Consider the following 22,008-nt stretch of genomic DNA (forward strand, 5'->3'; position numbering starts at 1 on the left):
GAGAATGGTAAGAGTCGCAATTGCTGGTGCAGCAGGAAGAATGGGCCGTAATTTAATTAAAGCTGTTAATGGTTCTCAATATGCGGTTCTTGCAGCAGCGAGTGAGCATCCTGAGTCAAGTTTGATTGGTGTTGATGTTGGTGAAATGGCAGGGTTAGGTAAATCAGGCATTGTTATTGTCGATGATCTTGCGAAAGCCGTAGATGACTTCGATGTCATTATTGATTTTACGTTACCGATTTCAACATTAAAAAACATCGAACTATGCCAAGAGCATAAAAAAGCGATTGTTATTGGTACGACTGGTTTTAGTGAGCCGGGCAAAGAGTTGATTGATCTAGCGGCTAAACAGATCCCTATCGTCATGGCGCCAAATTACAGTGTTGGTGTTAACCTCGTTTTTAAGTTACTAGAAAAAGCCGCAAAAGTAATGGGTGACTACTGTGATATTGAAATTATAGAAGCGCATCACCGTTATAAAGTTGACGCACCGTCAGGTACTGCTATTGGCATGGGAGAAGCAATAGCGGGAGCCATGGGCAATAAGCTTGATGATGTCGCTGTTTATACTCGAGAAGGTATTACCGGTGAGCGCACTAAGAATGAAATTGGTTTTGCTACGATTCGAGCGGGTGACATTGTCGGTGAACATACCGCCATGTTTGCTGATATTGGTGAGCGTGTTGAAATAACACATAAAGCCACCGATAGAATGACGTTTGCAAATGGAGCGGTGAGAGCCTCCCATTGGTTGCATCAAAAGTCGCCAGGTTTTTATACCATGCATGATGTTTTAGACTTGGATCAGATTTAATTATTAAGCCCAAATCATTTATTGATTTGGGCTTTTTTTATCTTAGTGATCTCAAACGCTATAATCATACTTTATGCACGAACGCTGCTCTGTATCAATGGTTTTTGTCGTTTTATATTCTTTATTAGCTTATGGCCATTATTATTGAAGGGTATATTACCGATTAGATAAGTTGTTTTTTATTTGGCTATAGCGTGTTTATTGGTTTAGTTGCTTGTTTTTATATGTTTCATGTTCATATTAACGATTGCTTTATTTCTATGAGTAATTTATAGATGTGAAATAAGTAAAGTTATGCATAAATCCAGTTTTTTACAGGTTTGACCAGAATTGAGTAAGGATAAATGAAGTTTTTGGCTTGAAATGAACGTTTTCTTGATGAGTCGGTTAAAAAACTTGTTTTATAATACAGTTTTTGTTGACACTTACCCTATAGATCTCTAAAATTTCGCCAATTTGTCAAAAATCGAGATTTAATTTCGGTTTTCGGGTTTAAAAAAAGAAGTTTTGCATCGTTATGTATGCATGCTGAATGTTTATTATGTTTGGAGGTTGTCTTGAGTAAATCAGCGCTATTAGTCCTAGAAGATGGGACAGTGTTCCGCGGTCAATCGATTGGAGCAGATGGCTCGGCCGTTGGTGAAGTCGTTTTTAATACCTCGATGACGGGGTACCAAGAAATTCTCACTGATCCTTCCTATTCTCAACAAATCGTTACTCTTACTTATCCTCACATTGGCAACACCGGAATCAATTCCGAAGATGAAGAATCTTCTTCTATCCACGCTCAAGGCCTTGTGATTCGCGATCTTCCTCTCTTAGCTTCAAACTTCCGCAGTGAACAAACTCTTTCTGAATACCTCAAATCTCAAAATATTGTCGGCATTGCTGATATCGATACGCGTAAGCTGACTCGTATTTTGCGTGAGAAGGGTGCTCAAAACGGTTGTATCATTGCTTGCTCTTCTAAGAAAGAAAGCAATTTAGATGAAGCATTTGCTCTTGCTCAAGCAAAAGCATTCCCGGGTCTTAAAGGAATGGATTTAGCGAAGGAAGTTACCACGTCAGAAGCTTACCAGTGGAAACAAGGTTCTTGGACTCTTACTGGCGGTTTGCCAGAAGAAAAAGCAGATAGCGAACTACCGTTCCATGTTGTTGCTTATGATTTTGGTGCTAAACGTAATATCTTACGTATGTTGGTTGACCGCGGTTGTCGTCTAACGGTCGTTCCGGCACAAACTTCAGCAGAAGAAGTATTAGCGATGAACCCAGATGGCGTGTTCTTATCAAATGGCCCTGGTGATCCGGCGCCATGTACTTACGCTATTGAAGCAACGAAAGTGTTCTTAGAAAAAGGGTTACCAATCTTTGGTATCTGTCTTGGTCACCAAATTCTTGCTCTAGCATCAGGCGCTCAAACAGTAAAAATGAAGTTTGGTCACCACGGTGCAAACCACCCTGTTAAAGATTTGGATCGTGATGTAGTTATGATCACTGCACAGAACCACGGTTTTGCGGCAGATGAAGAAACACTTCCAGAAAATTTACGTGCAACACACAAATCATTGTTTGATGGCACTCTGCAAGGCATTCATCGTACAGATAAGCCTGCATTTAGCTTCCAAGGTCACCCTGAAGCAAGCCCTGGCCCACATGATGCAGCGCCATTATTTGACCATTTCATTGAATTGATTCAGCAGCATAAAGCTTAATTCGGAGTAGTAATAAGATGCCAAAACGTACTGATATTAAAAGCGTTCTAATTCTAGGTGCAGGCCCAATTGTTATCGGCCAAGCGTGTGAATTTGACTACTCTGGTGCACAAGCGTGTAAAGCACTTCGTGAAGAAGGCTACCGCGTTATTCTTGTGAACTCTAACCCTGCAACCATCATGACTGACCCAGACATGGCTGATGCAACGTACATTGAACCTATCCATTGGGAAGTGGTTCGTAACATCATCGAAAAAGAACGTCCAGATGCAGTACTGCCTACGATGGGTGGTCAAACGGCATTGAACTGTGCGCTTGATTTAGAGAGACACGGTGTTCTTGCTGAGTTCGGTGTTGAGATGATTGGTGCAACGGCGGATGCGATTGATAAAGCAGAAGACCGTTCACGTTTTGATAAAGCAATGAAGTCAATTGGCCTTGAATGTCCAAACGCTGATACCGCAAAAACAATGGAAGAAGCTTACAAAGTTTTAGACATGGTAGGTTTCCCTTGTATCATTCGTCCATCATTTACGATGGGTGGTACTGGTGGTGGTATCGCGTATAACAAAGAAGAATTTGAAGAAATTTGTCGCGGTGGTTTGGATCTTTCTCCAACCAACGAGCTTCTAATCGATGAATCATTGATCGGTTGGAAAGAGTACGAGATGGAAGTGGTTCGTGATAAAAACGACAACTGCATCATCGTATGTACGATTGAAAACTTTGATGCAATGGGCATTCACACTGGTGATTCCATCACTGTGGCTCCAGCTCAAACGCTAACAGATAAAGAATACCAACTAATGCGTAACGCTTCTCTAGCAGTATTGCGTGAGATTGGTGTTGAAACGGGCGGTTCAAACGTACAGTTTGGTATTAACCCGAAAGATGGCCGTATGGTTGTTATCGAAATGAACCCACGTGTATCGCGTTCATCAGCTCTAGCGTCTAAAGCAACTGGTTTCCCTATTGCAAAAATCGCAGCTAAATTAGCGATTGGCTATACGCTTGATGAGTTAATGAATGACATCACTGGTGGTGCAACTCCAGCATCATTTGAACCAACAATCGATTATGTTGTTACTAAGATCCCTCGTTTTAACTTCGAAAAATTCGCAGGTGCTAACGATCGTCTAACCACGCAGATGAAATCGGTTGGTGAAGTAATGGCTATTGGCCGTAACCAACAAGAATCACTGCAAAAAGCACTTCGTGGCTTAGAAGTTGGCGCGGATGGTTTTGATGAAATGGTTGATCTTGATGCACCCGATGCATTAACTAAGATTCGTCACGAATTAAAAGACGCAGGTGCTGAGCGTATTTGGTACATTGCGGACGCATTCCGTGCTGGTATGTCTATTGATGGTGTGTTTAACCTAACGAATGTTGACCGTTGGTTCTTGGTACAAATCGAAGATTTAGTTAAGATGGAAGCAGAAGTTAAAGCGGGCGGTTTTGCTAGCTTAACTGCGGATAGCCTTCGTCAATTAAAACGTAAAGGCTTTGCTGATGCTCGTCTATCTAAGTTATTAGGTGTTGCTGAAAGTGAAATCCGTCGTCTTCGTGACCAGCATGATATTCATCCTGTCTACAAGCGTGTAGATACGTGTGCTGCTGAATTTTCTTCGGATACTGCTTACATGTATTCAACGTATGATGAAGAATGTGAATCGAATCCAACCGACAATGATAAGATCATGATCTTAGGTGGCGGTCCAAACCGTATCGGCCAAGGTATTGAATTTGATTATTGTTGTGTACACGCATCATTAGCACTTCGTGAAGATGGCTATGAAACGATCATGGTTAACTGTAACCCTGAGACCGTTTCTACTGATTACGATACGTCTGACCGCTTGTACTTTGAACCAGTAACTTTGGAAGATGTACTAGCCATCGTTCGTATTGAAAAACCAAAAGGTGTTATCGTTCAATACGGTGGTCAAACACCACTTAAATTGGCTCGTGCTCTTGAAGCCGCAGGTGTTCCAATTATAGGTACAAGCCCTGATGCTATCGATCGCGCAGAAGACCGTGAGCGTTTTCAAGTTGCAGTAGACCGTTTAGGCCTTCTACAGCCAGAAAATGCAACGGTAACAGCGATGGAACAAGCGATTGAGAAATCAAGAGAAATTGGTTTTCCACTGGTTGTTCGTCCTTCTTATGTTCTTGGTGGTCGTGCGATGGAAATCGTATATGACGAGCAAGACTTACGTCGCTACTTTAATGAAGCGGTAAGCGTTTCAAATGAATCACCAGTTCTACTTGATAGCTTCCTAGATGATGCCATCGAAGTTGACGTAGATGCAATTTGTGACGGTGAGCAAGTAGTTATTGCTGGTATCATGGAGCACATCGAGCAAGCGGGTGTTCACTCTGGTGACTCAGCATGTTCTCTTCCTGCTTATACACTAAGCGAAGAAATCCAAGACGTAATGCGTGATCAAGTACGTAAGTTAGCATTTGAGCTAGGTGTACGTGGCTTAATGAATACTCAGTTTGCGGTTAAGAATAACGAAGTTTACTTAATTGAAGTTAACCCACGAGCGGCACGTACGATCCCATTCGTATCTAAAGCTACCGGTGCTCCAATTGCTAAAATTGCAGCACGTGTAATGGCGGGTCAATCTCTAGAGTCTCAAGGCTTTACTAAAGAGATTATCCCACCTTATTTCTCAGTAAAAGAAGTGGTATTGCCGTTTAACAAATTCCCAGGTGTTGATCCACTGTTAGGCCCAGAAATGCGCTCAACGGGTGAAGTCATGGGTGTTGGTAATACGTTTGCAGAAGCCTTTGCTAAAGCTGAATTAGGGTGCAGTAAAGAGTACCCAGAAGGCGGTCGTGCATTACTTTCTGTTCGTGATGGTGATAAGAAGCGTGTTGTCGATTTAGCAAAACACCTTGTTAAAATTGGTTATCAATTAGACGCAACGCACGGTACTGCGGTGATTCTTGGTGAAGCGGGTATTAATCCTCGTTTAGTCAACAAGGTTCATGAAGGTCGTCCTCACATTCTTGACCGTATTAAGAATGGCGAATACACCTACATTGTAAACACGGCATCTGGTCGTCAAGCGATTGAAGACTCTAAACTTCTTCGTCGTGGCGCTCTCGCGGGTAAAGTGAACTACACAACAACATTAAATGCAGCATTTGCAAGTTGTCTAGCTCATGAAGCGGATGATCGTAATACGATTAACTCCCTGCAAGAATTGCACGCAAGAGTAGCGGCTAAATACGCTTAGTCACAACGAGTACTAATACTTTAAGTGCTAAATGATAAAAGCCCGAAGAATGAGATTTCTTCGGGCTTTTTGTTGCTGCTAATGTCGGTGTTCCTTAAAAATCAATCGTTTGATAACTTAATTAGCGCCTGATAGAACGCTTTCTCAAAGCTATCAATTGGTCGCTCTACTGGTAAAACACCTTCTTTTGCTGCTATTGGGTGATAATCTGCAACAAATTGAACAAATAGCTGTGGATTATTTCCTTCTAAACCTACAAATCCTGCCATGTTATAGCTACCAAACAATGAGCCACTTTTCGATTTTATGCTGCCTTTAATTGGCTCTTTTCTCATACTATTGCGGTATATCAATGTGCCATCGATACCGGAAGTCGGTAGTAAGGCGATTAACCCTAACTCTTTATCGTATCGATAGGCAAACTGAAGAAGACTTTTCATCTGATTCGCCGTCATTCTATTATTTCGGGATAAACCAGAGCCATCTACAATAACTGCGTTGGTTAAATCCACATTAGCTTGTTTTAATAAGATGTCTTTAACCGCTGCGGTGCCATTACTAAAGCTTCCCGGTTGTTGGTAATGATAATGGCCTAACGTTTTCACTAAATTATCAGCGTAGTGGTTATCTGATTTTTTCAACATGTGATTAAGTAATACCATTAGCGGTTCTGATTGGTGAGAGGCAAGCAGCACTGTTTTCTGTATTTTCCCGGTCGAATTACCGAATATTATTTTTCCAGATAAATTAATATTTTGTTCATTAAGGATGCGTAATAGCGTTTGTTCGGTGAATTCTGTTGTATTTTGCACTGCAAACTTTAATGGTAATGGTTTGCTTCTTGCGACTAAGCAGCCTGATAGGTGGTAGTTATTGCCTTGAGTTGTTAGTTCTAAATCACAAAATGAATTTTTTTGCTCTTTGGCACTGACAGTCCGTGCAGTTGTCGTGAATGAAATTGGTTGGTGTATTGGCACGAAGACACGGGTAGTCCCGTTCTCATTTGTTGATATTGATGCTTGCACACAGTTTTCATCAATGCTTAATGCGCTTGATGGTGCGCTGTAACACACGCCGAGAATATCCCATGGCCAGCCGACAGCACGCTCATAACCAGTGAAAATCGAATCATCAACCCATAGATCGCCTTTAATGTTTTTTAATCCGCTATTTTTAAATAGGGATGAAAGGTTATCTCTTGTTAGTGAAGGATCTCCAGAAAAGGTTAATTGAACACTATTGTGTTTTGTTTTATGCAAAGTCGTTTTAAATTGAAAGTTTTCCCCAAGAGCTAAACGAGAAGCAAGTGCTGTCGCTACTTTTAATGTACTGGCTGGGGGGAGAAGCTCATTTTCTTTTTGCTGAAACTCAATACTCTGATCGTGTAGAGATTCAACCACAATAGCAGCACGGCTCCCACTAGGAAGGAGTTGAATGCTTGATGGAATGCTGCTGGCAAAGGTTGAAAAAGAATAAAGCGAGAGAGATAAGATAAATAATCGAGATAAAGGCATGGTCAACTCGTGCTGAAAATAATAAGGACATTTTACAGGTTTGAGTCGGTTTGTATGCGGAAAGTGAATAAAAATAAGGGGGATAGTAATAAAAAACGCCCACCGAAGTGAGCGTTTTATTTAAGTATTTATTAAGACTTTATTAGAAGTCGTAACGCATACCTAGAGCTAGCTCGTCTTCAGCTGCTGCAGAACCAACTTTATCAGAATCTAACATGTTAAAGTTGTAAGAGATGTAAGAACGGAAATTAGCATTGAAGAAGTATGTAGCATCTACTGCAAAGTTGTCCGCTGATGTTTCGTTATCAGTTTCAGCATTGTTGTATGTAGATGTAAATACTGTTTTACCCATAGTATAAGCTACTGCCGCTTCATAACCAGTGTAATCTACTGAGTTACTCGTAGTAAGTACTTGTTTCTCACCATCAGTGAAAGTACCTGCAAAGTATAGGTCGCCCATAGTGTAAGAACCAGCAAACATCATTTCATTTGATGCGCCTTGATCTGCGTAACCGCCACCCAGTTTAAAGCCAGAGTCACCAAATGCGTAGATACCAGAAGTAGAGAAACCATCGTTGCTTTCGTCGCCTTTAGCTGCATCATCAAAACGGTAATTCGCTTTAAATGCGAAATCACCAAATTGACCTGCGTATGCAATTGCGTTGTCTTCGCGATCCGCTACAGCGATTTTGTCAGCTGCTGTGTTACCAGCGTATGCCATGATATCGGTAAAATCAGTAATAACGCCTAGAGCACCGTCGTTTTTACCGTAAGTAACTTCACCAAAAGTGCCGCCCATACCTGCAAACATGTAACGGTTTTCAAGATTACCGTTTTCGCCAATAGTATCATTAGTTGTAAATTCGCCTTCCCAGAAACCTACACCGTATAGGCCGTCAGAAATTTGAGTAGTACCTTTAACGTTTAGACGGACACGCGATGCATCTGTCGCATCACCATCTTTCATAGATAGACGCGCTTCAGCACGACCGCCCATTTCTAGAGTTTGGTCTGCGCCTTTGTAGATCTCTGCTGCGTTAACTGCACCAGTTGACATAATAGCGGCTACTGCAAGAGCCAATACGTTCTTGTTCATTATGTAATTTCCTATAAGGGTGGAGGAGAAATAAGTTTAGTATAATTCGTATCGTTTGTTGATAACTTATTACGTTTAAAAAAGAGTTATCAATAGATACCGTTGTTTCAATACCTATATTTTCAGGGTTAAACCAATAGAAAGGTTAGTAAAACAATCTAAAAACTCCAATTGAACACTGTTTTTAATGGTCATAGTGTGAGATGTGTCTTTATTTTTCAGTTGGTTACGTTTTTTTAATAAAGTTTTACTCATTTTTGTTTTTTGGTGGTTTTTATGTTTTTTTTTCTTTTAGTTCTAAAGTTAGTGTGACGTCTATCTCAAAATGTATGAATTTACCTATTTATTAATTGAGCTGTTTTCTTTTTTGAGACTGAGTTCTTAATTATATGAAACTCATTTAATTAAAACTTGTGCGTTTTAGTGTAAATAGATAGGTGATAAAATTTATTTCTTTGTTTACACTAAGAGCATCGAACATAAACAGAAAACACACTTAGGTCCCTTCCTTAATGAAAAGGGGATACCTTGAGTGGGATTTTTATTTGCTGAATTTTGGTTTCAGCTTTAGAGGTAGGAAATATGGACAAGGTACCAATGACAATACGTGGTGAGAAACTACTGCGTGATGAATTAGAAGTACTATTAAAGCGTCGCCCTGTGATTTCAAAAGCCATTGGTGAAGCTCGTGAACTTGGTGATTTAAAAGAAAATGCCGAGTATCATGCCGCCCGTGAAGACCAAGGTATTTGTGAAGCTCAAATTCGTGATATTGAATATAAGCTATCAGTTGCTCAGGTTATTGATGTAACAAAGATGACTAATACAGGAAAGGTTATTTTTGGTGCGACAGTGACTTTACTCGACGTTGATACTGAAGATAAAGTGAAATACCAAATTGTTGCAGATGATGAAGCAAACATAAAAGAGGGACGAATTTCGGTTAATTCCCCTATTGCTCGTGGTTTGATTGGTAAACTGGTTGAGGATGAAGTTAGTATCCGAACCCCTGGTGGAACGAAAGAGTTTGAAATTGACGCGGTAGAATATATTTAATCGCGCTTATATTAGTATAAAATAAAAGGCCGCCTAGCTATGAGCTATTGACGGCCTTTTTAATTTCTTTGCATATACTGTTTATGCTAAGTTATTATTTTCTAGGGATCTCAATTTTACGAGCTTCGCTAGCGCGGTATAACACAAGTGTTTTACCAATAACTTGAACTTTTTCTGCTTCTGTTTCACGAATGATTGCATCAACAATCAATTGCTTAGTATCACGATCTTCAGATGCGATTTTAACTTTAATTAATTCGTGATGATTAAGTGCAATCTCAATTTCAGCTACAACTGCTTCAGTTAGACCATTTGAACCCATCATTACAACGGGTTTTAAATAGTGAGCAAGGCCTTTAAGGTGTTGCTTTTGTTTTGTGCTTAGGTTCATATATACCCGATTTTTTCTATATTAAGGGTTGAAAACAGCCTATTCTAACGCCATCTATCCCTGAAGACTATTTTTTGTTTCAGTCTTCTAATTTAAATTAAGTATTTTTAGGTAATGCATGAGTAAGAATAAACTTTCAGCAAGCTCTGGCCGCTGGTTAAAAGAACATTTTGATGATAAATACGTTCTTGAAGCGCAAAAAAGAGGCTATCGCTCTCGTGCTATTTTTAAACTTGAAGAAATTCAAAATAAAGACAAGCTATTAAAGCCAGGAATGACGGTGGTTGACCTTGGTGCTGCTCCAGGTGGGTGGTCACAATATGCGGTTGAGCAAGTCGGTGATTCTGGTCAAGTAATCGCTTGTGATATTTTAGCTATGGACTCAATTGCGGGTGTGAGCTTTTTACAAGGGGATTTTAGAGAAGAAGCGGTACTAGACGCATTGCTTGAACGCATACAACCAGATATGGTAGATGTAGTAATGTCGGATATGGCACCAAATATGAGTGGTAACCCTGCGGTGGATCAACCAAGATCAATGTATCTTGTTGAGTTAGCGTTGGATATGTGCCGCCAAGTATTGGCTCCTAATGGCAGTTTCACGGTCAAAGTATTCCAAGGTGAAAGCTTTGATGCATACTTACAAGAAGTACGTAAGGTATTCAAAGTCGTTAAGATTAGAAAACCTGATTCATCACGAGCTCGCTCTCGTGAAGTGTATATTGTAGCCACTGGTTACAAAGGATAATTCTTACGTAGTAGCTACAGGATATAAACTGTAGTACTCTTTCATTCATCTATTTAGTTAACGCGGGGTTAACACCTTGAGTGACATGGCAAAAAATCTAATATTATGGCTGGTTATCGCGGTTGTTTTAATGTCGGTATTCCAAAGCTTTGGACCGAGCGACAGCTCTGGTCGTTCAGTTGATTACACCACTTTTGTTAAAGAAGTTGGTAATAGTCAAGTTCAAGAAGCAACCTTTAATAATCGTGAAATTAAAGTAACAAAGAGTGATGGTACTCGCTATGTGACATACATGCCGGTATACCAAGACCCTAAATTGCTTGATGACCTGATTAATCAAAATGTAATCGTTAAAGGCACACCACCTGAAGAGCAGAGCTTACTTGAGTCTATCTTTATTTCGTGGTTCCCAATGATTCTTCTTATTGGTGTTTGGATCTTCTTTATGCGTCAAATGCAAGGCGGCGGTGGCAAAGGGGCAATGTCCTTTGGCAAAAGCAAAGCTAAGATGATGACGGAAGAACAGATCAACACAACCTTTGATGATGTTGCTGGTTGTGATGAAGCAAAAGAAGACGTTAAAGAATTAGTTGATTATTTACGTGAACCAAGCCGATTCCAGAAACTAGGTGGTAAAATCCCAACAGGTGTTTTATTGGTTGGTCCTCCTGGTACTGGTAAAACGCTAATTGCAAAAGCAATTGCAGGTGAAGCGAAAGTACCGTTCTTCTCAATTTCAGGTTCTGATTTCGTTGAAATGTTTGTTGGTGTTGGTGCATCTCGTGTGCGTGACATGTTTGAACAAGCGAAAAAATCATCGCCTTGTATCATCTTTATCGATGAAATCGATGCCGTAGGCCGTCAGCGTGGCGCCGGTGTTGGTGGTGGTAATGATGAGCGTGAGCAAACATTGAACCAAATGCTGGTTGAAATGGATGGTTTTGAAGGTAACGAGGGTGTCATCGTTGTTGCTGCGACTAACCGTCCTGATGTACTTGATGCTGCACTATTACGTCCGGGTCGTTTTGACCGCCAAGTTGTTGTTGGTTTACCTGACATACGTGGCCGTGAGCAAATTCTTCAAGTACACATGCGTAAAGTACCATTAGGCAGTGGTGTTGAACCATCGCTAATCGCACGTGGTACACCAGGTTTCTCTGGTGCTGACTTAGCTAACTTAGTTAATGAAGCCGCATTATTTGCAGCTCGAACCAATAAACGTGTTGTGTCAATGGTTGAGTTTGAACTTGCTAAAGACAAAATAATGATGGGCGCAGAGCGCAAATCAATGGTAATGACGGAAGAGACTAAAACCTCAACGGCTTACCATGAAGCTGGTCATGCTATTGTTGGTCGTTTAGTGCCTGAACATGATCCTGTTTATAAAGTATCGATTATTCCACGTGGCCGTGCGCTAGGTGTAACAATGTATTTACCAGAACAAGATCGCGTAAGCATGAATCGCCAGCACTTAGAGTCTATGATTTCAAGTTTGTATGGTGGTCGATTGGCTGAAGAGCTAATTTACGGCGTTGATAAAGTATCTACTGGTGCTTCAAATGACATCGAAAGAGCCACTGATATTGCGCGTAAAATGGTAACTCAATGGGGCTTTTCAGAAGCACTAGGTCCATTGTTATACGCAGAAGATCAAGGCGACCCTTTCTCTGGCCACGGTGGTTCTCATCAATCAAAGCATGTTTCTCCTGAAACATTGAAACTTATTGATGCAGAAATTCGTACTATCATTGATCGTAACTATGCTCGTGCTAGACAGATCCTTGAAGATAATATGGATGTGCTGCATTCAATGAAAGATGCATTGATGACATTTGAAACCATTGATGCGGGTCAAATTGATGACTTGATGGAGCGTAAAACTGAAATTCGTGAGCCTCAAGGGTGGGGAGATGATAATCAAACCAAACCTGAAGAGAAAAGCGAAAAACCAGCTGAAGCAGACGTTGAGACTAAAACTGAAGAATCTAAAGTAGAAGAAAGTACAGAGGAAGAAAAGCCTCAAGTCACTGAAGAAACGAAAAAAGATTCCGATTCATCAGAAAAATAAGATGAGTTAATAAAAATAAACCCCGAGTTCTGCTCGGGGTTTTTGTATTTAAAAGGACTGATCATGAAATTGATAAGCAAAGAGAAGACGTTAATATTAGATCGCTCTCATGTAATGGGGATCCTTAATGTAACGCCTGATTCTTTTTCTGATGGTGGTAAATTTACTGATTTAGAGGCGGCTTTAAGACAAGCTGAAAAAATGGTAAATGCTGGTGTTAGTTTTATTGATATTGGTGGTGAGTCAACCAGACCAGGGGCACCTGAGGTTGGAATTCAGCAAGAATTGGATCGGGTTATTCCGATCATTGAAGCTATTCATCAGCGATTTGATACATGGATATCAATTGATACCAGTAAAGCGGTCGTAATGGATGAAGCTGTAAAGTTTGGTGCAGATTTAATTAATGATGTGCGGGCATTACAAGAGCCTAATGCGCTAGAGGTTGCGGCAAAAGCGAATGTACCAATTTGCTTGATGCATATGCAAGGTCAACCAAGAACGATGCAATCAAACCCTACTTATGAAAACGTATTTTCAGATGTTTCTCTTTTTTTAGAAGAAAGAATAGCGGCTTGCCAATCGATTGGTATCACAAAAGATAAATTAATTCTCGATCCTGGGTTTGGATTTGGGAAAAGCTTGGCGCATAATTACCAATTACTTACTGAATTAGAACGTTTCCATCAATTTGGGCTTCCTATATTGGCGGGAATGTCTCGTAAATCAATGATTTTTAAATTGCTGGATATTGAGCCCCAAGAGGCTATTTCTGGAAGCTTGGCGTGCGCGACCATTGCAGCAATGAAAGGCGCACAAATTATCCGAGTTCATGATTTTGAACAAACAATGGATATTGTGAAAGTTTGCCAAGCAACATTGGAGCAAGCTTCTTAGTGAGAAGCATGCTCATTTAAAGAATAAATTATTAAAATTAAAACATGGAGTACAACATGGCTGAGCGTAAATATTTTGGAACAGATGGAGTTCGTGGATTAGTGGGGCAAGCGCCGATTACTCCTGATTTTGTTATGAAACTTGGTTGGGCTGCCGGAAAAGTATTGGCTAAACAAGGTACAAAGAAAGTTATTATCGGTAAAGACACGCGTATTTCAGGCTACATGTTGGAATCAGCATTAGAAGCGGGTTTAGCTGCCGCAGGCCTTAAAGCGAAGTTCACTGGCCCAATGCCAACCCCAGCAGTTGCGTATTTAACGCAAACTTTTCGTGCCGAAGCCGGTATCGTTATTTCGGCTTCTCATAATCCGTATTACGATAATGGCATTAAATTTTTCTCATCTGAAGGTACGAAATTACCGGATGATATCGAAATGGCGATTGAAGCTGAACTTGATAAACCAATGACGTGTGTTGAATCGGCATTATTAGGTAAAGCGTCACGTTTAAATGATGCGGCTGGTCGTTATATCGAGTTTTGTAAAAGTACATTTCCAAAAGAACTTAGCTTAGCTGGCGTTAAAATGGTTGTCGATTGTGCTCATGGGGCGACATACCATATTGCCCCTAATGTTTTTAAAGAGCTTGGTGCAGAGATTATTACGATTGGTTGTGAGCCTAATGGTACGAACATCAATCATGAAGTAGGGGCAACGGATGTTCGCGCCTTACAAGCAAAAGTACTTGAAGAAAAAGCCGACTTTGGTGTCGCTTTTGATGGTGATGGTGACCGCATCATTATGGTTGATGATCTTGGTAATAAAGTCGATGGTGACCAAATTGCCTATATTATTGCCCGTGATGCATTACGTCGTGGTGAGTTAAAAGGTGGTGTTGTAGGCACTCTAATGACCAATATGGGCATGGAAGTAGCTTTGCGTAATTTAGGTATACCTTTTGTACGCTCTAACGTTGGTGACCGTTACGTCATGGAAAAATTATTGGAAAATAATTGGAAAATTGGCGCTGAAAATTCAGGTCATGTTATTTTATTAGACAAAGTAACGACGGGGGATGCAATTGTAGCGGCTCTGCAAGTTATAGCATCAATTGTTGGCAGTAAAATGTCATTGAAAGAACTTTGTAATGGCATGACGTTATTCCCGCAAGTTTTGGAAAATATCCGTTTTGTTGGTGATAATAATCCATTAGATACCGAGTTAGTTAAAGCAGTTCAGGCTGATGTAGAAACTAAACTTGGTGATAATGGTCGAGTTTTATTACGAAAATCAGGAACTGAACCATTAATTCGCGTTATGGTTGAAGGTGAAAATGCTGAGCTTGTGCAGCAATATGCTCTTCAAATTGTAGATGCAGTAAAAGAAAGCTGTTAATTTAAGCAATTAAATGAAATTGAACGTTTTTTGTTAATTTTAGCTTGTCATAGTAGCCTAGTTTGGTTAATATCCTCCGGCCTCTTAATTGAGAGCGCGCTGGTGTTGCCAATGGGCTACCGGTACATTAATTAGATACATAGGTGACGGAATGCATACGATTCTACTTGTGATTTATCTGATTGCCGCAGTCGGTGTAATTGGCCTAGTATTGGTACAACACGGTAAAGGCGCAGATATGGGAGCCTCATTTGGGGCTGGAGCATCAAATACAGTATTTGGCTCTGGTGGCTCTGGAAACTTTTTAACTCGAATGACTGCAATTTGTGCAACAGTATTTTTTATTATCAGTTTAGCATTAGGCAATATGTCTACGCACAAATCTGAAGGTTTTGATCTTAAATTAGATCAACAAGCAACAGAGCAAGTAACTGATAATGTGAGTGACGTTCCTGCTACTGAAAACAGCGACGTTCCTCTTTAAACGAATTTAGCCGAGATGGTGAAATTGGTAGACACGCTAGCATGAGGTGCTAGTGCCTTAGGGTATGAGGGTTCAAGTCCCTCTCTCGGCACCATATTTCAGACAAGAATCTGATTCTTGTAATAAAAGGATAAAGAAACTATACTTTCTTTGTTCTTTTCGGACGCGGGATGGAGCAGTTTGGTAGCTCGTCGGGCTCATAACCCGAAGGTCGTCGGTTCAAATCCGGCTCCCGCAACCAATTATCTAGTAAGAGTAATTGCTATTATTAGATAAGTCACGCAAGTGGCATTCAGGGTCCAGCAGTATTAAACCCCGCAATTATCGGGGTTTTTTGCTATCTGAAACAGACTGTTTTTTAAAAAATTGGGCCTTTTAGTGCCCTTTTTTTGTTTTCAGGGGATATCAATGACAGGATTAGAAAGACAACTAACAGAAATGCTTGAGGCTCCTGTTGGTGCTTTAGGTTATGAATTGGTCGGTTTAGAATTTATTCGTGCGGGTGAACATTCAACGTTACGTGTTTTTATCGATCATGAAAATGGCATATTTGTAGAAGACTGTGCGGAAGCTAGTCGTCAAATCAGTGCTGTAATGGATGTAGAAGATCCAATCACAGTAGCATATAACCTAGAGGTTTCGTCTCCAGGTCTTGAACGTCCACTGTTTAAAGCAGCACATTATCAACAATTTGTTGGTCACGAGGTCAGCCTTGTATTAAAGATGCCGATGAATAACCGTCGTAAATGGAAAGGAGACATTCTGGACATTAACGGTGAAATTGTTACGGTTACAGTTGATGGTAACAATGAAGAATTTGCGTTAAGCAACATTTCAAAGGCGAACTTAGTTCCTAAATTTTAAGGCTGAAGAGGCTAAAATGAACAAAGAAATCTTAGCTGTTGTAGAAGCAGTATCAAATGAAAAAGCTGTTCCTCGTGAACGAATTTTTGAAGCATTAGAAATCGCATTAGCAACAGCAACAAAGAAAAAATCTGCGCTGGAAATTGAAGTACGTGTAGCGATTGATCGCAAAACAGGTGCAGTTGAAACTTTCCGTCGTTGGGTTGCGGTTGCTCAAGTTGAGCACCCTACATTAGAAATTTCTATTGAAGCGGCACAATTTGAAGATGAAACAATCGAAATCGGTGGTTTTATTGAAGATGATATCGAATCAGTAACGTTTGACCGTATTACGACACAAACAGCGAAGCAAGTTATCGTACAAAAAGTACGTGAAGCTGAGCGTGCGATGATCGTTGAGCAGTTTATTGATAACGAAGGTGAGTTAATCACTGGTATCGTTAAAAAAGTAAACCGCGATGCAATTATCGTTGATCTAGGTAGCAACGCTGAAGCGGTTATTTTACGTGAAGATCAACTTCCACGTGAAAATTTCCGTCCAGGTGACCGTGTTCGTGGTCTGCTATATGCAGTTAAACCAGAAGCTCGCGGTTTCCAGTTATTCATGACTCGCTCAAAAGGCGTAATGTTAACTGAATTGTTCCGCGTTGAAGTGCCTGAAATCGGTGAAGAACTGATTGAAATTAAAGCCGCTGCTCGTGATCCAGGTTCTCGTGCTAAAATCGCTGTGAAAACAAACGATAAACGTATTGATCCTGTTGGTGCGTGTGTTGGTATGCGTGGCGCTCGTGTTCAAGCTGTATCAAATGATCTTGGTGGTGAACGTATTGATATCGTGCTTTGGGATGATAATCCTGCACAGTTTGTTATCAATTCTATGGCTCCAGCAGAAGTGGCTTCTATTATTGTAGATGAAGACAACAATACGATGGATATTGCTGTTGAAGCTGATAATCTAGCACAAGCAATTGGCCGTAGTGGTCAAAATGTACGTCTAGCGTCTCAACTAACTGGTTGGGAACTTAACGTAATGACGGTTGCTGACCTTAATAAGAAGCACCAAGAAGAAGCTCAAGGTTCTATTGATGCATTTGTTAAGCATTTAGACATTGATGCAGATTTTGCTCAACTATTAGTTGAAGAAGGTTTCACTACGCTTGAAGAGATCGCTTACGTACCAGTAAACGAACTATTAGAAGTGGAAGCTTTAGACGAAGAAACAGTGGATCTTCTTCGTACTCGCGCTAAAGAAGCATTAACAACTCTCGCACTAGCACAAGAAGAGTCTCTTGATGGTATTGAACCAGCAGAAGACTTACTTGCTCTTGAAGGTCTAGAGCGTGAATTGGCATTTAAATTTGCAGCTAAAGGTGTAATTACACTTGAAGATCTTGCAGACCAAGGTGTTGATGAGTTGTCTGATATTGAAGACTTAACAGAAGAACGTGCTGGTGAGTTAATCATGGCTGCACGTAATATTTGTTGGTTTAGCGACGAAGCATAATTATTTCAGCAAGGAGAAGCGGTATGACAAAGCTTACGGTAAAAGCACTTAGTGAAGACATTGGAACTCCAGTTGACCGCTTACTTCAGCAATTTTCAGATGCTGGTATTAATAAAAAAGATGGAGACTCTGTTTCTGAAGGTGAAAAGCAATCATTGCTTATTCATCTAAAAAAAGAGCATGGTAGCGCTGATGAAAGTGCTTCACCAACCCGTCTCACTCTTCAACGCAAAACTCGTAGCACGTTAAGTGTTGCTGGTTCTGGCGGTAAAAGTAAAGATGTGCAAGTAGAAGTGCGTAAAAAACGTACTTATGTAAAAGCGAGCACGCTTGAAGAAGAGAAAAAAACTGAGCAAATGAAAGTAGAGGCTGAAGACAAGGCCAAACGTGACGCAGAGGAAGCTGCCGTTCGCGAACTTGAACAAAAGGCTAAACGTGAAGCGGAAGAAAAAGCTAAACGTGAAGCAGAAGCAGAAGTCAAAGTAAAGCGTGACGCAGAACAAACAGCGAAACGCACTAAGACTGAAAAGGCTAAAAAAGAAATGACTACTAAAAATGATCAAGCAAAAACAGAAGCTGATGAATTGAAACTTCGTCAGGAAACAGAAGCGACTCGTAAAGCAGAAGCAGAAGCTGCAAAACTAGTTGAAGATGCACGTAAACTGGCTGAAGAAAACGAAGGCCGTTGGAAAGAAGAAGAACAAAAGAAAACAGCTGCTGAAAAAACGGCTGATTATCATGTAACAACGTCAACTCACGCTCGTGAAGCTGAAGATGCAGCTGACCGTAAAGATGAGCAACAGCCACGTCGTCGTAAGAAAAAAGCGAAAGCGGCACCAGTAGAACGCGGTGGTCGCAACCAACGTGGCGGACGTAACAGAAAACCTCAAGTTAACAAACCAACCTCTATGCAACATGGCTTTGATAAGTCAGCGACTGTTGCTAAGCAAGATGTTGCGATTGGTGAAACAATTGTTGTTTCTGAACTTGCAAACAAAATGTCAGTTAAAGCAACTGAAGTAATTAAAGTTATGATGAAGATGGGCGCTATGGCGACTATCAACCAAGTTATTGACCAAGAAACTGCAGCATTAGTTGCTGAAGAAATGGGTCATAAAGTGGTTCTTCGTAAAGAAAACGAATTAGAAGAAGCGGTACTGTCTGATCGTGATAACAGCGCAACGGTTGAAGGCCGTGCACCAGTTGTTACTATCATGGGTCACGTAGACCACGGTAAAACATCTACACTGGATTACATTCGTCGCGCACACGTTGCTGACGCTGAAGCTGGTGGTATCACACAACACATCGGTGCATACCACGTTGAAACTGACAACGGTATGATCACTTTCCTTGATACTCCTGGACACGCAGCCTTTACTGCAATGCGTGCTCGTGGTGCTCAAGCGACGGATATCGTTGTTCTTGTTGTTGCTGCAGATGATGGTGTTATGCCACAAACAATCGAAGCTATCCAACACGCAAAAGCGGCTGGTGTACCTCTGATTGTTGCTGTAAACAAAATCGATAAAGAAGGCGCTAACCCAGATAATGTTAAAAATGAGCTTGCTCAATATGACATTATTCCTGAGGAGTGGGGCGGTGAGAACATGTTTGTTCACATCTCTGCTAAGCAAGGCACTAACATTGAAGGTCTTCTAGAAGCCATCCTTCTTCAATCTGAAGTACTTGAATTAACTGCGGTTAAAGAAGGTATGGCATCAGGTGTTGTTGTTGAATCTCGTCTTGATAAAGGTCGTGGTCCAGTTGCTACTGTTCTTGTTCAATCAGGTACTTTACACAAGGGCGACATCGTTCTTTGTGGTCAAGAGTATGGCCGTGTTCGTGCTATGCGCGATGAAAACGGTAAAGACATTGACAGTGCTGGCCCATCAATTCCTGTTGAGATCCTTGGTCTTTCAGGCGTTCCTGCATCAGGTGATGAAGCGACTGTTGTTCGTGATGAGCGTAAAGCTCGTGAAGTTGCGAACTACCGTCAAGGTAAATTCCGTGATGTGAAACTTGCTCGTCAACAAAAAGCGAAACTAGAAAACATGTTTGCAAACATGGAAGCTGGTGAAGTTGCTGAATGTAACGTTGTACTTAAAGCGGACGTTCAAGGTTCTGTTGAAGCGATTGCTGATTCACTACGTAAACTATCAACTGACGAAGTTAAAGTTAACATCGTAGGTTCTGGTGTTGGTGGTATTACTGAAACTGATGCAACTCTTGCTGCGGCTTCAAATGCGATTCTTTTAGGCTTCAACGTACGTGCTGATACAAGTGCACGTCGTACAATCGAAAATGAAAACCTAGATCTTCGTTACTACTCAATCATTTACCAATTGATTGACGAAGTTAAACAAGCGATGGGCGGTATGCTTGCTCCTGAATTCCGTCAAGAAATCATTGGTCTTGCACAAGTACGTGAAGTATTCAAATCTCCTAAGATTGGTGCTGTTGCTGGTTGTATGGTTACTGAAGGTACGATTAAGCGTAATAACCCAATCCGTGTATTACGTGACAATATCGTAATTTACGAAGGTGAACTAGAATCACTACGTCGCTTTAAAGATGACATGCCAGAAGTTAAGAATGGCTACGAATGTGGTATCGGCGTTAAGAACTACAATGATGTTCGCGTTGGTGACCAAATCGAAGTATTCGAAATTGTTGAGATTCAACGTACTCTTGATTAATTGACTATAATTACACCTATTATTAAATAAAAATAATAGGGTAATCGGTTGTTAAATACACCATGGGGGGCTGGTAATTACCACGCCCCCCATCTTTCTAAGTGAGAAATGATATGTCAAAAGAATTTAGCCGCGCACAACGTGTGTCGCAACAGCTACAAAAAGAATTAGCCGTAATTCTACAACGTGAAGTTCGTGATTCACGTATCGGTATGGTGACTATTTCAGATGTTGAAGTATCTCGTGATCTTGCTTACGCAAAAGTATTCGTTACTTTTTTCTGTGTTGGTGAGCAAACACCTGAAACATGTCTAGCGGCATTGAAAGAACACGAAGTACCTGTTCGAATGATGCTTGGTAAACGTATTCGTCACCGTTTAACGCCTGAAGTACGTTTTACTTACGACAACACTTTAGTCGAAGGTATGCGCATGTCTAACCTAGTGTCAGATGTTGTGAATACTGATAAGCGTAAAATGGCAGAATCAGGTCGTACTGAATCTGACGAAGGGGAAGAGTAATGGCTCGTCGTCGTAAGGGTCGTCCTATTGATGGTGTTATCTTAATTGATAAACCGGCAGGAATTACGTCGAACGATACATTGCAAAAAGTAAAACGCATCTACTTTGCAGAGAAAGCGGGCCATACTGGTGCGCTTGATCCTCTTGCTACAGGTATGCTGCCTCTTTGTTTTGGTGAAGCGACGAAGTTTTCTCAATTCTTATTAGATTCAGACAAGCGTTATCGTGTGGTTGCTAAATTAGGTGAACGCACAAATACATCTGACTCTGATGGTGAAGTGGTTGAAACTCGTGAAGTAAAAGTTGACCGTGGTCAGCTTGAGCGTTGCATTGCTAAGTTTCGTGGCACGACAGATCAAATTCCATCAATGTTTTCTGCGTTAAAGCATGAAGGTCGCCCTTTGTATGAATACGCACGTGAAGGCATTGAAGTTCCTCGTAAGTCTCGTAAAATTACGGTTTATTCTATTGAATTAATCCGTTTTGAAGGTCATGAAGTTGAAATGGAAGTGCATTGTTCAAAAGGCACTTACATTCGAACAATAACGGATGATCTTGGCGAAATGTTGGGTTGTGGTGCTCACGTAACGTATTTACGCCGCACTGGGGTGTCAAATTACCCATATGAAAATATGGTGACGATTGAACATCTTGAAGCATTATTAGAGAAAGCACATCGTGAAGAGATTTCACCTCGTGAATTACTTGATCCTCTATTAATGCCTATGGATTCTGCAGTACAAGATTTACCTGAAGTAAATATGATCACAGAATTAGCCGATCATGTTTTACATGGTCAGCCTGTTCAAGTATTTGGCGCTCCACAAGATGGCATTGTTCGCATGACATCTGGTGAAGAACGTTTATTTATTGGTATTGGTCATATTGATGATGATGGTCGAGTTGCACCAAAGCGTTTAGTTGTATTTAGAGATGAAATCGAAGAAGACAAATAAGTCGCATTGAAGCAATATAATTAAGAAAGAGTAAAGGCCTTG

General features: G+C 40.8%; 17 protein-coding genes and 2 tRNA genes. 16 read left to right on the top strand and 3 right to left on the bottom strand.

Going from position 1 to position 22,008, the window contains the following annotated elements:
* Positions 1 to 4 precede the first annotated feature (4 nt).
* From dapB to carB, 3 genes are all read left to right on the top strand, one after another.
* The gene (dapB, locus tag AACV33_RS04475) at positions 5 to 814 is read left to right on the top strand and encodes a 4-hydroxy-tetrahydrodipicolinate reductase (protein WP_182699930.1); all 810 of its coding nucleotides are present in this window, start codon (positions 5 to 7) and stop codon (positions 812 to 814) included.
* Between the two features lie 557 nt (positions 815 to 1,371).
* Positions 1,372 to 2,526 (top strand): glutamine-hydrolyzing carbamoyl-phosphate synthase small subunit, encoded by a 1,155-nt coding sequence (gene carA, locus AACV33_RS04480; protein WP_023604107.1) that lies wholly within the window; start codon positions 1,372 to 1,374, stop codon positions 2,524 to 2,526.
* A gap of 17 nt (positions 2,527 to 2,543) precedes the next feature.
* Entirely contained in the window at positions 2,544 to 5,774 is a 3,231-nt protein-coding gene (carB, locus tag AACV33_RS04485) for a carbamoyl-phosphate synthase large subunit (protein ID WP_182699931.1), read from the top strand.
* Between the two features lie 101 nt (positions 5,775 to 5,875).
* Here carB and dacB read toward each other — a convergent pair whose 3' ends face one another.
* Together dacB and AACV33_RS04495 are read right to left on the bottom strand one after the other, a co-directional pair.
* A complete protein-coding gene (gene dacB / locus AACV33_RS04490; RefSeq protein ID WP_182699932.1) occupies positions 5,876 to 7,288 on the bottom strand; it encodes a serine-type D-Ala-D-Ala carboxypeptidase in 1,413 nt (470 codons plus the stop codon).
* A gap of 142 nt (positions 7,289 to 7,430) precedes the next feature.
* Complete coding sequence (locus tag AACV33_RS04495) at positions 7,431 to 8,384, bottom strand: porin (protein WP_182699933.1); 954 nt, start codon at positions 8,382 to 8,384, stop codon at positions 7,431 to 7,433.
* A gap of 582 nt (positions 8,385 to 8,966) precedes the next feature.
* On the opposite strand from AACV33_RS04495, the gene greA reads away from it, so the two are divergent.
* Positions 8,967 to 9,440, top strand: coding sequence for a transcription elongation factor GreA (gene greA, locus AACV33_RS04500; protein WP_012549397.1), 474 nt, complete (start codon positions 8,967 to 8,969; stop codon positions 9,438 to 9,440).
* 94 nt (positions 9,441 to 9,534) lie between these two features.
* Here the strand turns inward: greA and yhbY are convergent, their stop codons facing one another.
* Positions 9,535 to 9,831 (bottom strand): ribosome assembly RNA-binding protein YhbY, encoded by a 297-nt coding sequence (yhbY, locus tag AACV33_RS04505; protein ID WP_012549398.1) that lies wholly within the window; start codon positions 9,829 to 9,831, stop codon positions 9,535 to 9,537.
* A 118-nt stretch (positions 9,832 to 9,949) separates the two neighbouring features.
* Here yhbY and rlmE point away from each other — a divergent pair, with 118 nt between their 5' ends.
* From rlmE to truB, 12 genes are all read left to right on the top strand, one after another.
* The gene (gene rlmE, locus AACV33_RS04510) at positions 9,950 to 10,579 is read left to right on the top strand and encodes a 23S rRNA (uridine(2552)-2'-O)-methyltransferase RlmE (protein WP_017020438.1); all 630 of its coding nucleotides are present in this window, start codon (positions 9,950 to 9,952) and stop codon (positions 10,577 to 10,579) included.
* 85 nt (positions 10,580 to 10,664) lie between these two features.
* Entirely contained in the window at positions 10,665 to 12,647 is a 1,983-nt protein-coding gene (gene ftsH, locus AACV33_RS04515; protein WP_017020439.1) for an ATP-dependent zinc metalloprotease FtsH, read from the top strand.
* Positions 12,648 to 12,710: 63 nt separating this feature from the next.
* Entirely contained in the window at positions 12,711 to 13,544 is an 834-nt protein-coding gene (gene folP / locus AACV33_RS04520) for a dihydropteroate synthase (protein ID WP_023604111.1), read from the top strand.
* Positions 13,545 to 13,600: 56 nt separating this feature from the next.
* Positions 13,601 to 14,938, top strand: coding sequence for a phosphoglucosamine mutase (gene glmM / locus AACV33_RS04525; RefSeq protein WP_182699934.1), 1,338 nt, complete (start codon positions 13,601 to 13,603; stop codon positions 14,936 to 14,938).
* A gap of 151 nt (positions 14,939 to 15,089) precedes the next feature.
* Positions 15,090 to 15,422 carry a preprotein translocase subunit SecG gene (secG, locus tag AACV33_RS04530; RefSeq protein WP_012549403.1) on the top strand — a complete coding sequence of 111 codons (333 nt, stop codon included), beginning with the start codon at positions 15,090 to 15,092 and terminating at the stop codon, positions 15,420 to 15,422.
* Between the two features lie 9 nt (positions 15,423 to 15,431).
* Positions 15,432 to 15,516: transfer RNA gene (locus tag AACV33_RS04535), tRNA-Leu, on the top strand.
* Positions 15,517 to 15,586: 70 nt separating this feature from the next.
* Positions 15,587 to 15,663: transfer RNA gene (locus AACV33_RS04540), tRNA-Met, on the top strand.
* Between the two features lie 167 nt (positions 15,664 to 15,830).
* A complete protein-coding gene (gene rimP, locus AACV33_RS04545; RefSeq protein ID WP_012549404.1) occupies positions 15,831 to 16,286 on the top strand; it encodes a ribosome maturation factor RimP in 456 nt (151 codons plus the stop codon).
* Positions 16,287 to 16,302: 16 nt separating this feature from the next.
* The gene (nusA, locus tag AACV33_RS04550; RefSeq protein ID WP_012549405.1) at positions 16,303 to 17,790 is read left to right on the top strand and encodes a transcription termination factor NusA; all 1,488 of its coding nucleotides are present in this window, start codon (positions 16,303 to 16,305) and stop codon (positions 17,788 to 17,790) included.
* A gap of 23 nt (positions 17,791 to 17,813) precedes the next feature.
* On the top strand, positions 17,814 to 20,489 hold the full coding sequence (gene infB, locus AACV33_RS04555; protein WP_017021048.1) for a translation initiation factor IF-2: 2,676 nt from the start codon (positions 17,814 to 17,816) through the stop codon (positions 20,487 to 20,489).
* A gap of 113 nt (positions 20,490 to 20,602) precedes the next feature.
* Positions 20,603 to 21,010 (top strand): 30S ribosome-binding factor RbfA, encoded by a 408-nt coding sequence (rbfA, locus tag AACV33_RS04560; RefSeq protein ID WP_012549407.1) that lies wholly within the window; start codon positions 20,603 to 20,605, stop codon positions 21,008 to 21,010.
* Positions 21,010 to 21,966, top strand: a complete 957-nt coding sequence (gene truB / locus AACV33_RS04565; protein WP_012549408.1) for a tRNA pseudouridine(55) synthase TruB — start codon at positions 21,010 to 21,012, stop codon at positions 21,964 to 21,966. The genes rbfA and truB overlap by 1 nt, the downstream gene beginning before the upstream one ends.
* The last annotated feature ends 42 nt before the right edge of the window (positions 21,967 to 22,008 follow it).

Source organism: Aliivibrio sp. SR45-2, from assembly GCF_963890165.1.
GTDB classification, from domain to species: domain Bacteria; phylum Pseudomonadota; class Gammaproteobacteria; order Enterobacterales; family Vibrionaceae; genus Aliivibrio; species Aliivibrio salmonicida.

Coding starts and splice junctions, on each gene's coding strand:
- greA (WP_012549397.1), top strand. CDS start 8,967: ATGGACAAGGTACCAATGACAATACGTGGTGAGAAACTACTGCGTGAT.
- yhbY (WP_012549398.1), bottom strand. CDS start 9,831: ATGAACCTAAGCACAAAACAAAAGCAACACCTTAAAGGCCTTGCTCAC.
- nusA (WP_012549405.1), top strand. CDS start 16,303: ATGAACAAAGAAATCTTAGCTGTTGTAGAAGCAGTATCAAATGAAAAA.
- rlmE (WP_017020438.1), top strand. CDS start 9,950: ATGAGTAAGAATAAACTTTCAGCAAGCTCTGGCCGCTGGTTAAAAGAA.
- folP (WP_023604111.1), top strand. CDS start 12,711: ATGAAATTGATAAGCAAAGAGAAGACGTTAATATTAGATCGCTCTCAT.
- secG (WP_012549403.1), top strand. CDS start 15,090: ATGCATACGATTCTACTTGTGATTTATCTGATTGCCGCAGTCGGTGTA.
- rbfA (WP_012549407.1), top strand. CDS start 20,603: ATGTCAAAAGAATTTAGCCGCGCACAACGTGTGTCGCAACAGCTACAA.
- dapB (WP_182699930.1), top strand. CDS start 5: ATGGTAAGAGTCGCAATTGCTGGTGCAGCAGGAAGAATGGGCCGTAAT.
- ftsH (WP_017020439.1), top strand. CDS start 10,665: ATGGCAAAAAATCTAATATTATGGCTGGTTATCGCGGTTGTTTTAATG.
- carB (WP_182699931.1), top strand. CDS start 2,544: ATGCCAAAACGTACTGATATTAAAAGCGTTCTAATTCTAGGTGCAGGC.
- truB (WP_012549408.1), top strand. CDS start 21,010: ATGGCTCGTCGTCGTAAGGGTCGTCCTATTGATGGTGTTATCTTAATT.
- AACV33_RS04495 (WP_182699933.1), bottom strand. CDS start 8,384: ATGAACAAGAACGTATTGGCTCTTGCAGTAGCCGCTATTATGTCAACT.
- rimP (WP_012549404.1), top strand. CDS start 15,831: ATGACAGGATTAGAAAGACAACTAACAGAAATGCTTGAGGCTCCTGTT.
- infB (WP_017021048.1), top strand. CDS start 17,814: ATGACAAAGCTTACGGTAAAAGCACTTAGTGAAGACATTGGAACTCCA.
- glmM (WP_182699934.1), top strand. CDS start 13,601: ATGGCTGAGCGTAAATATTTTGGAACAGATGGAGTTCGTGGATTAGTG.
- dacB (WP_182699932.1), bottom strand. CDS start 7,288: ATGCCTTTATCTCGATTATTTATCTTATCTCTCTCGCTTTATTCTTTT.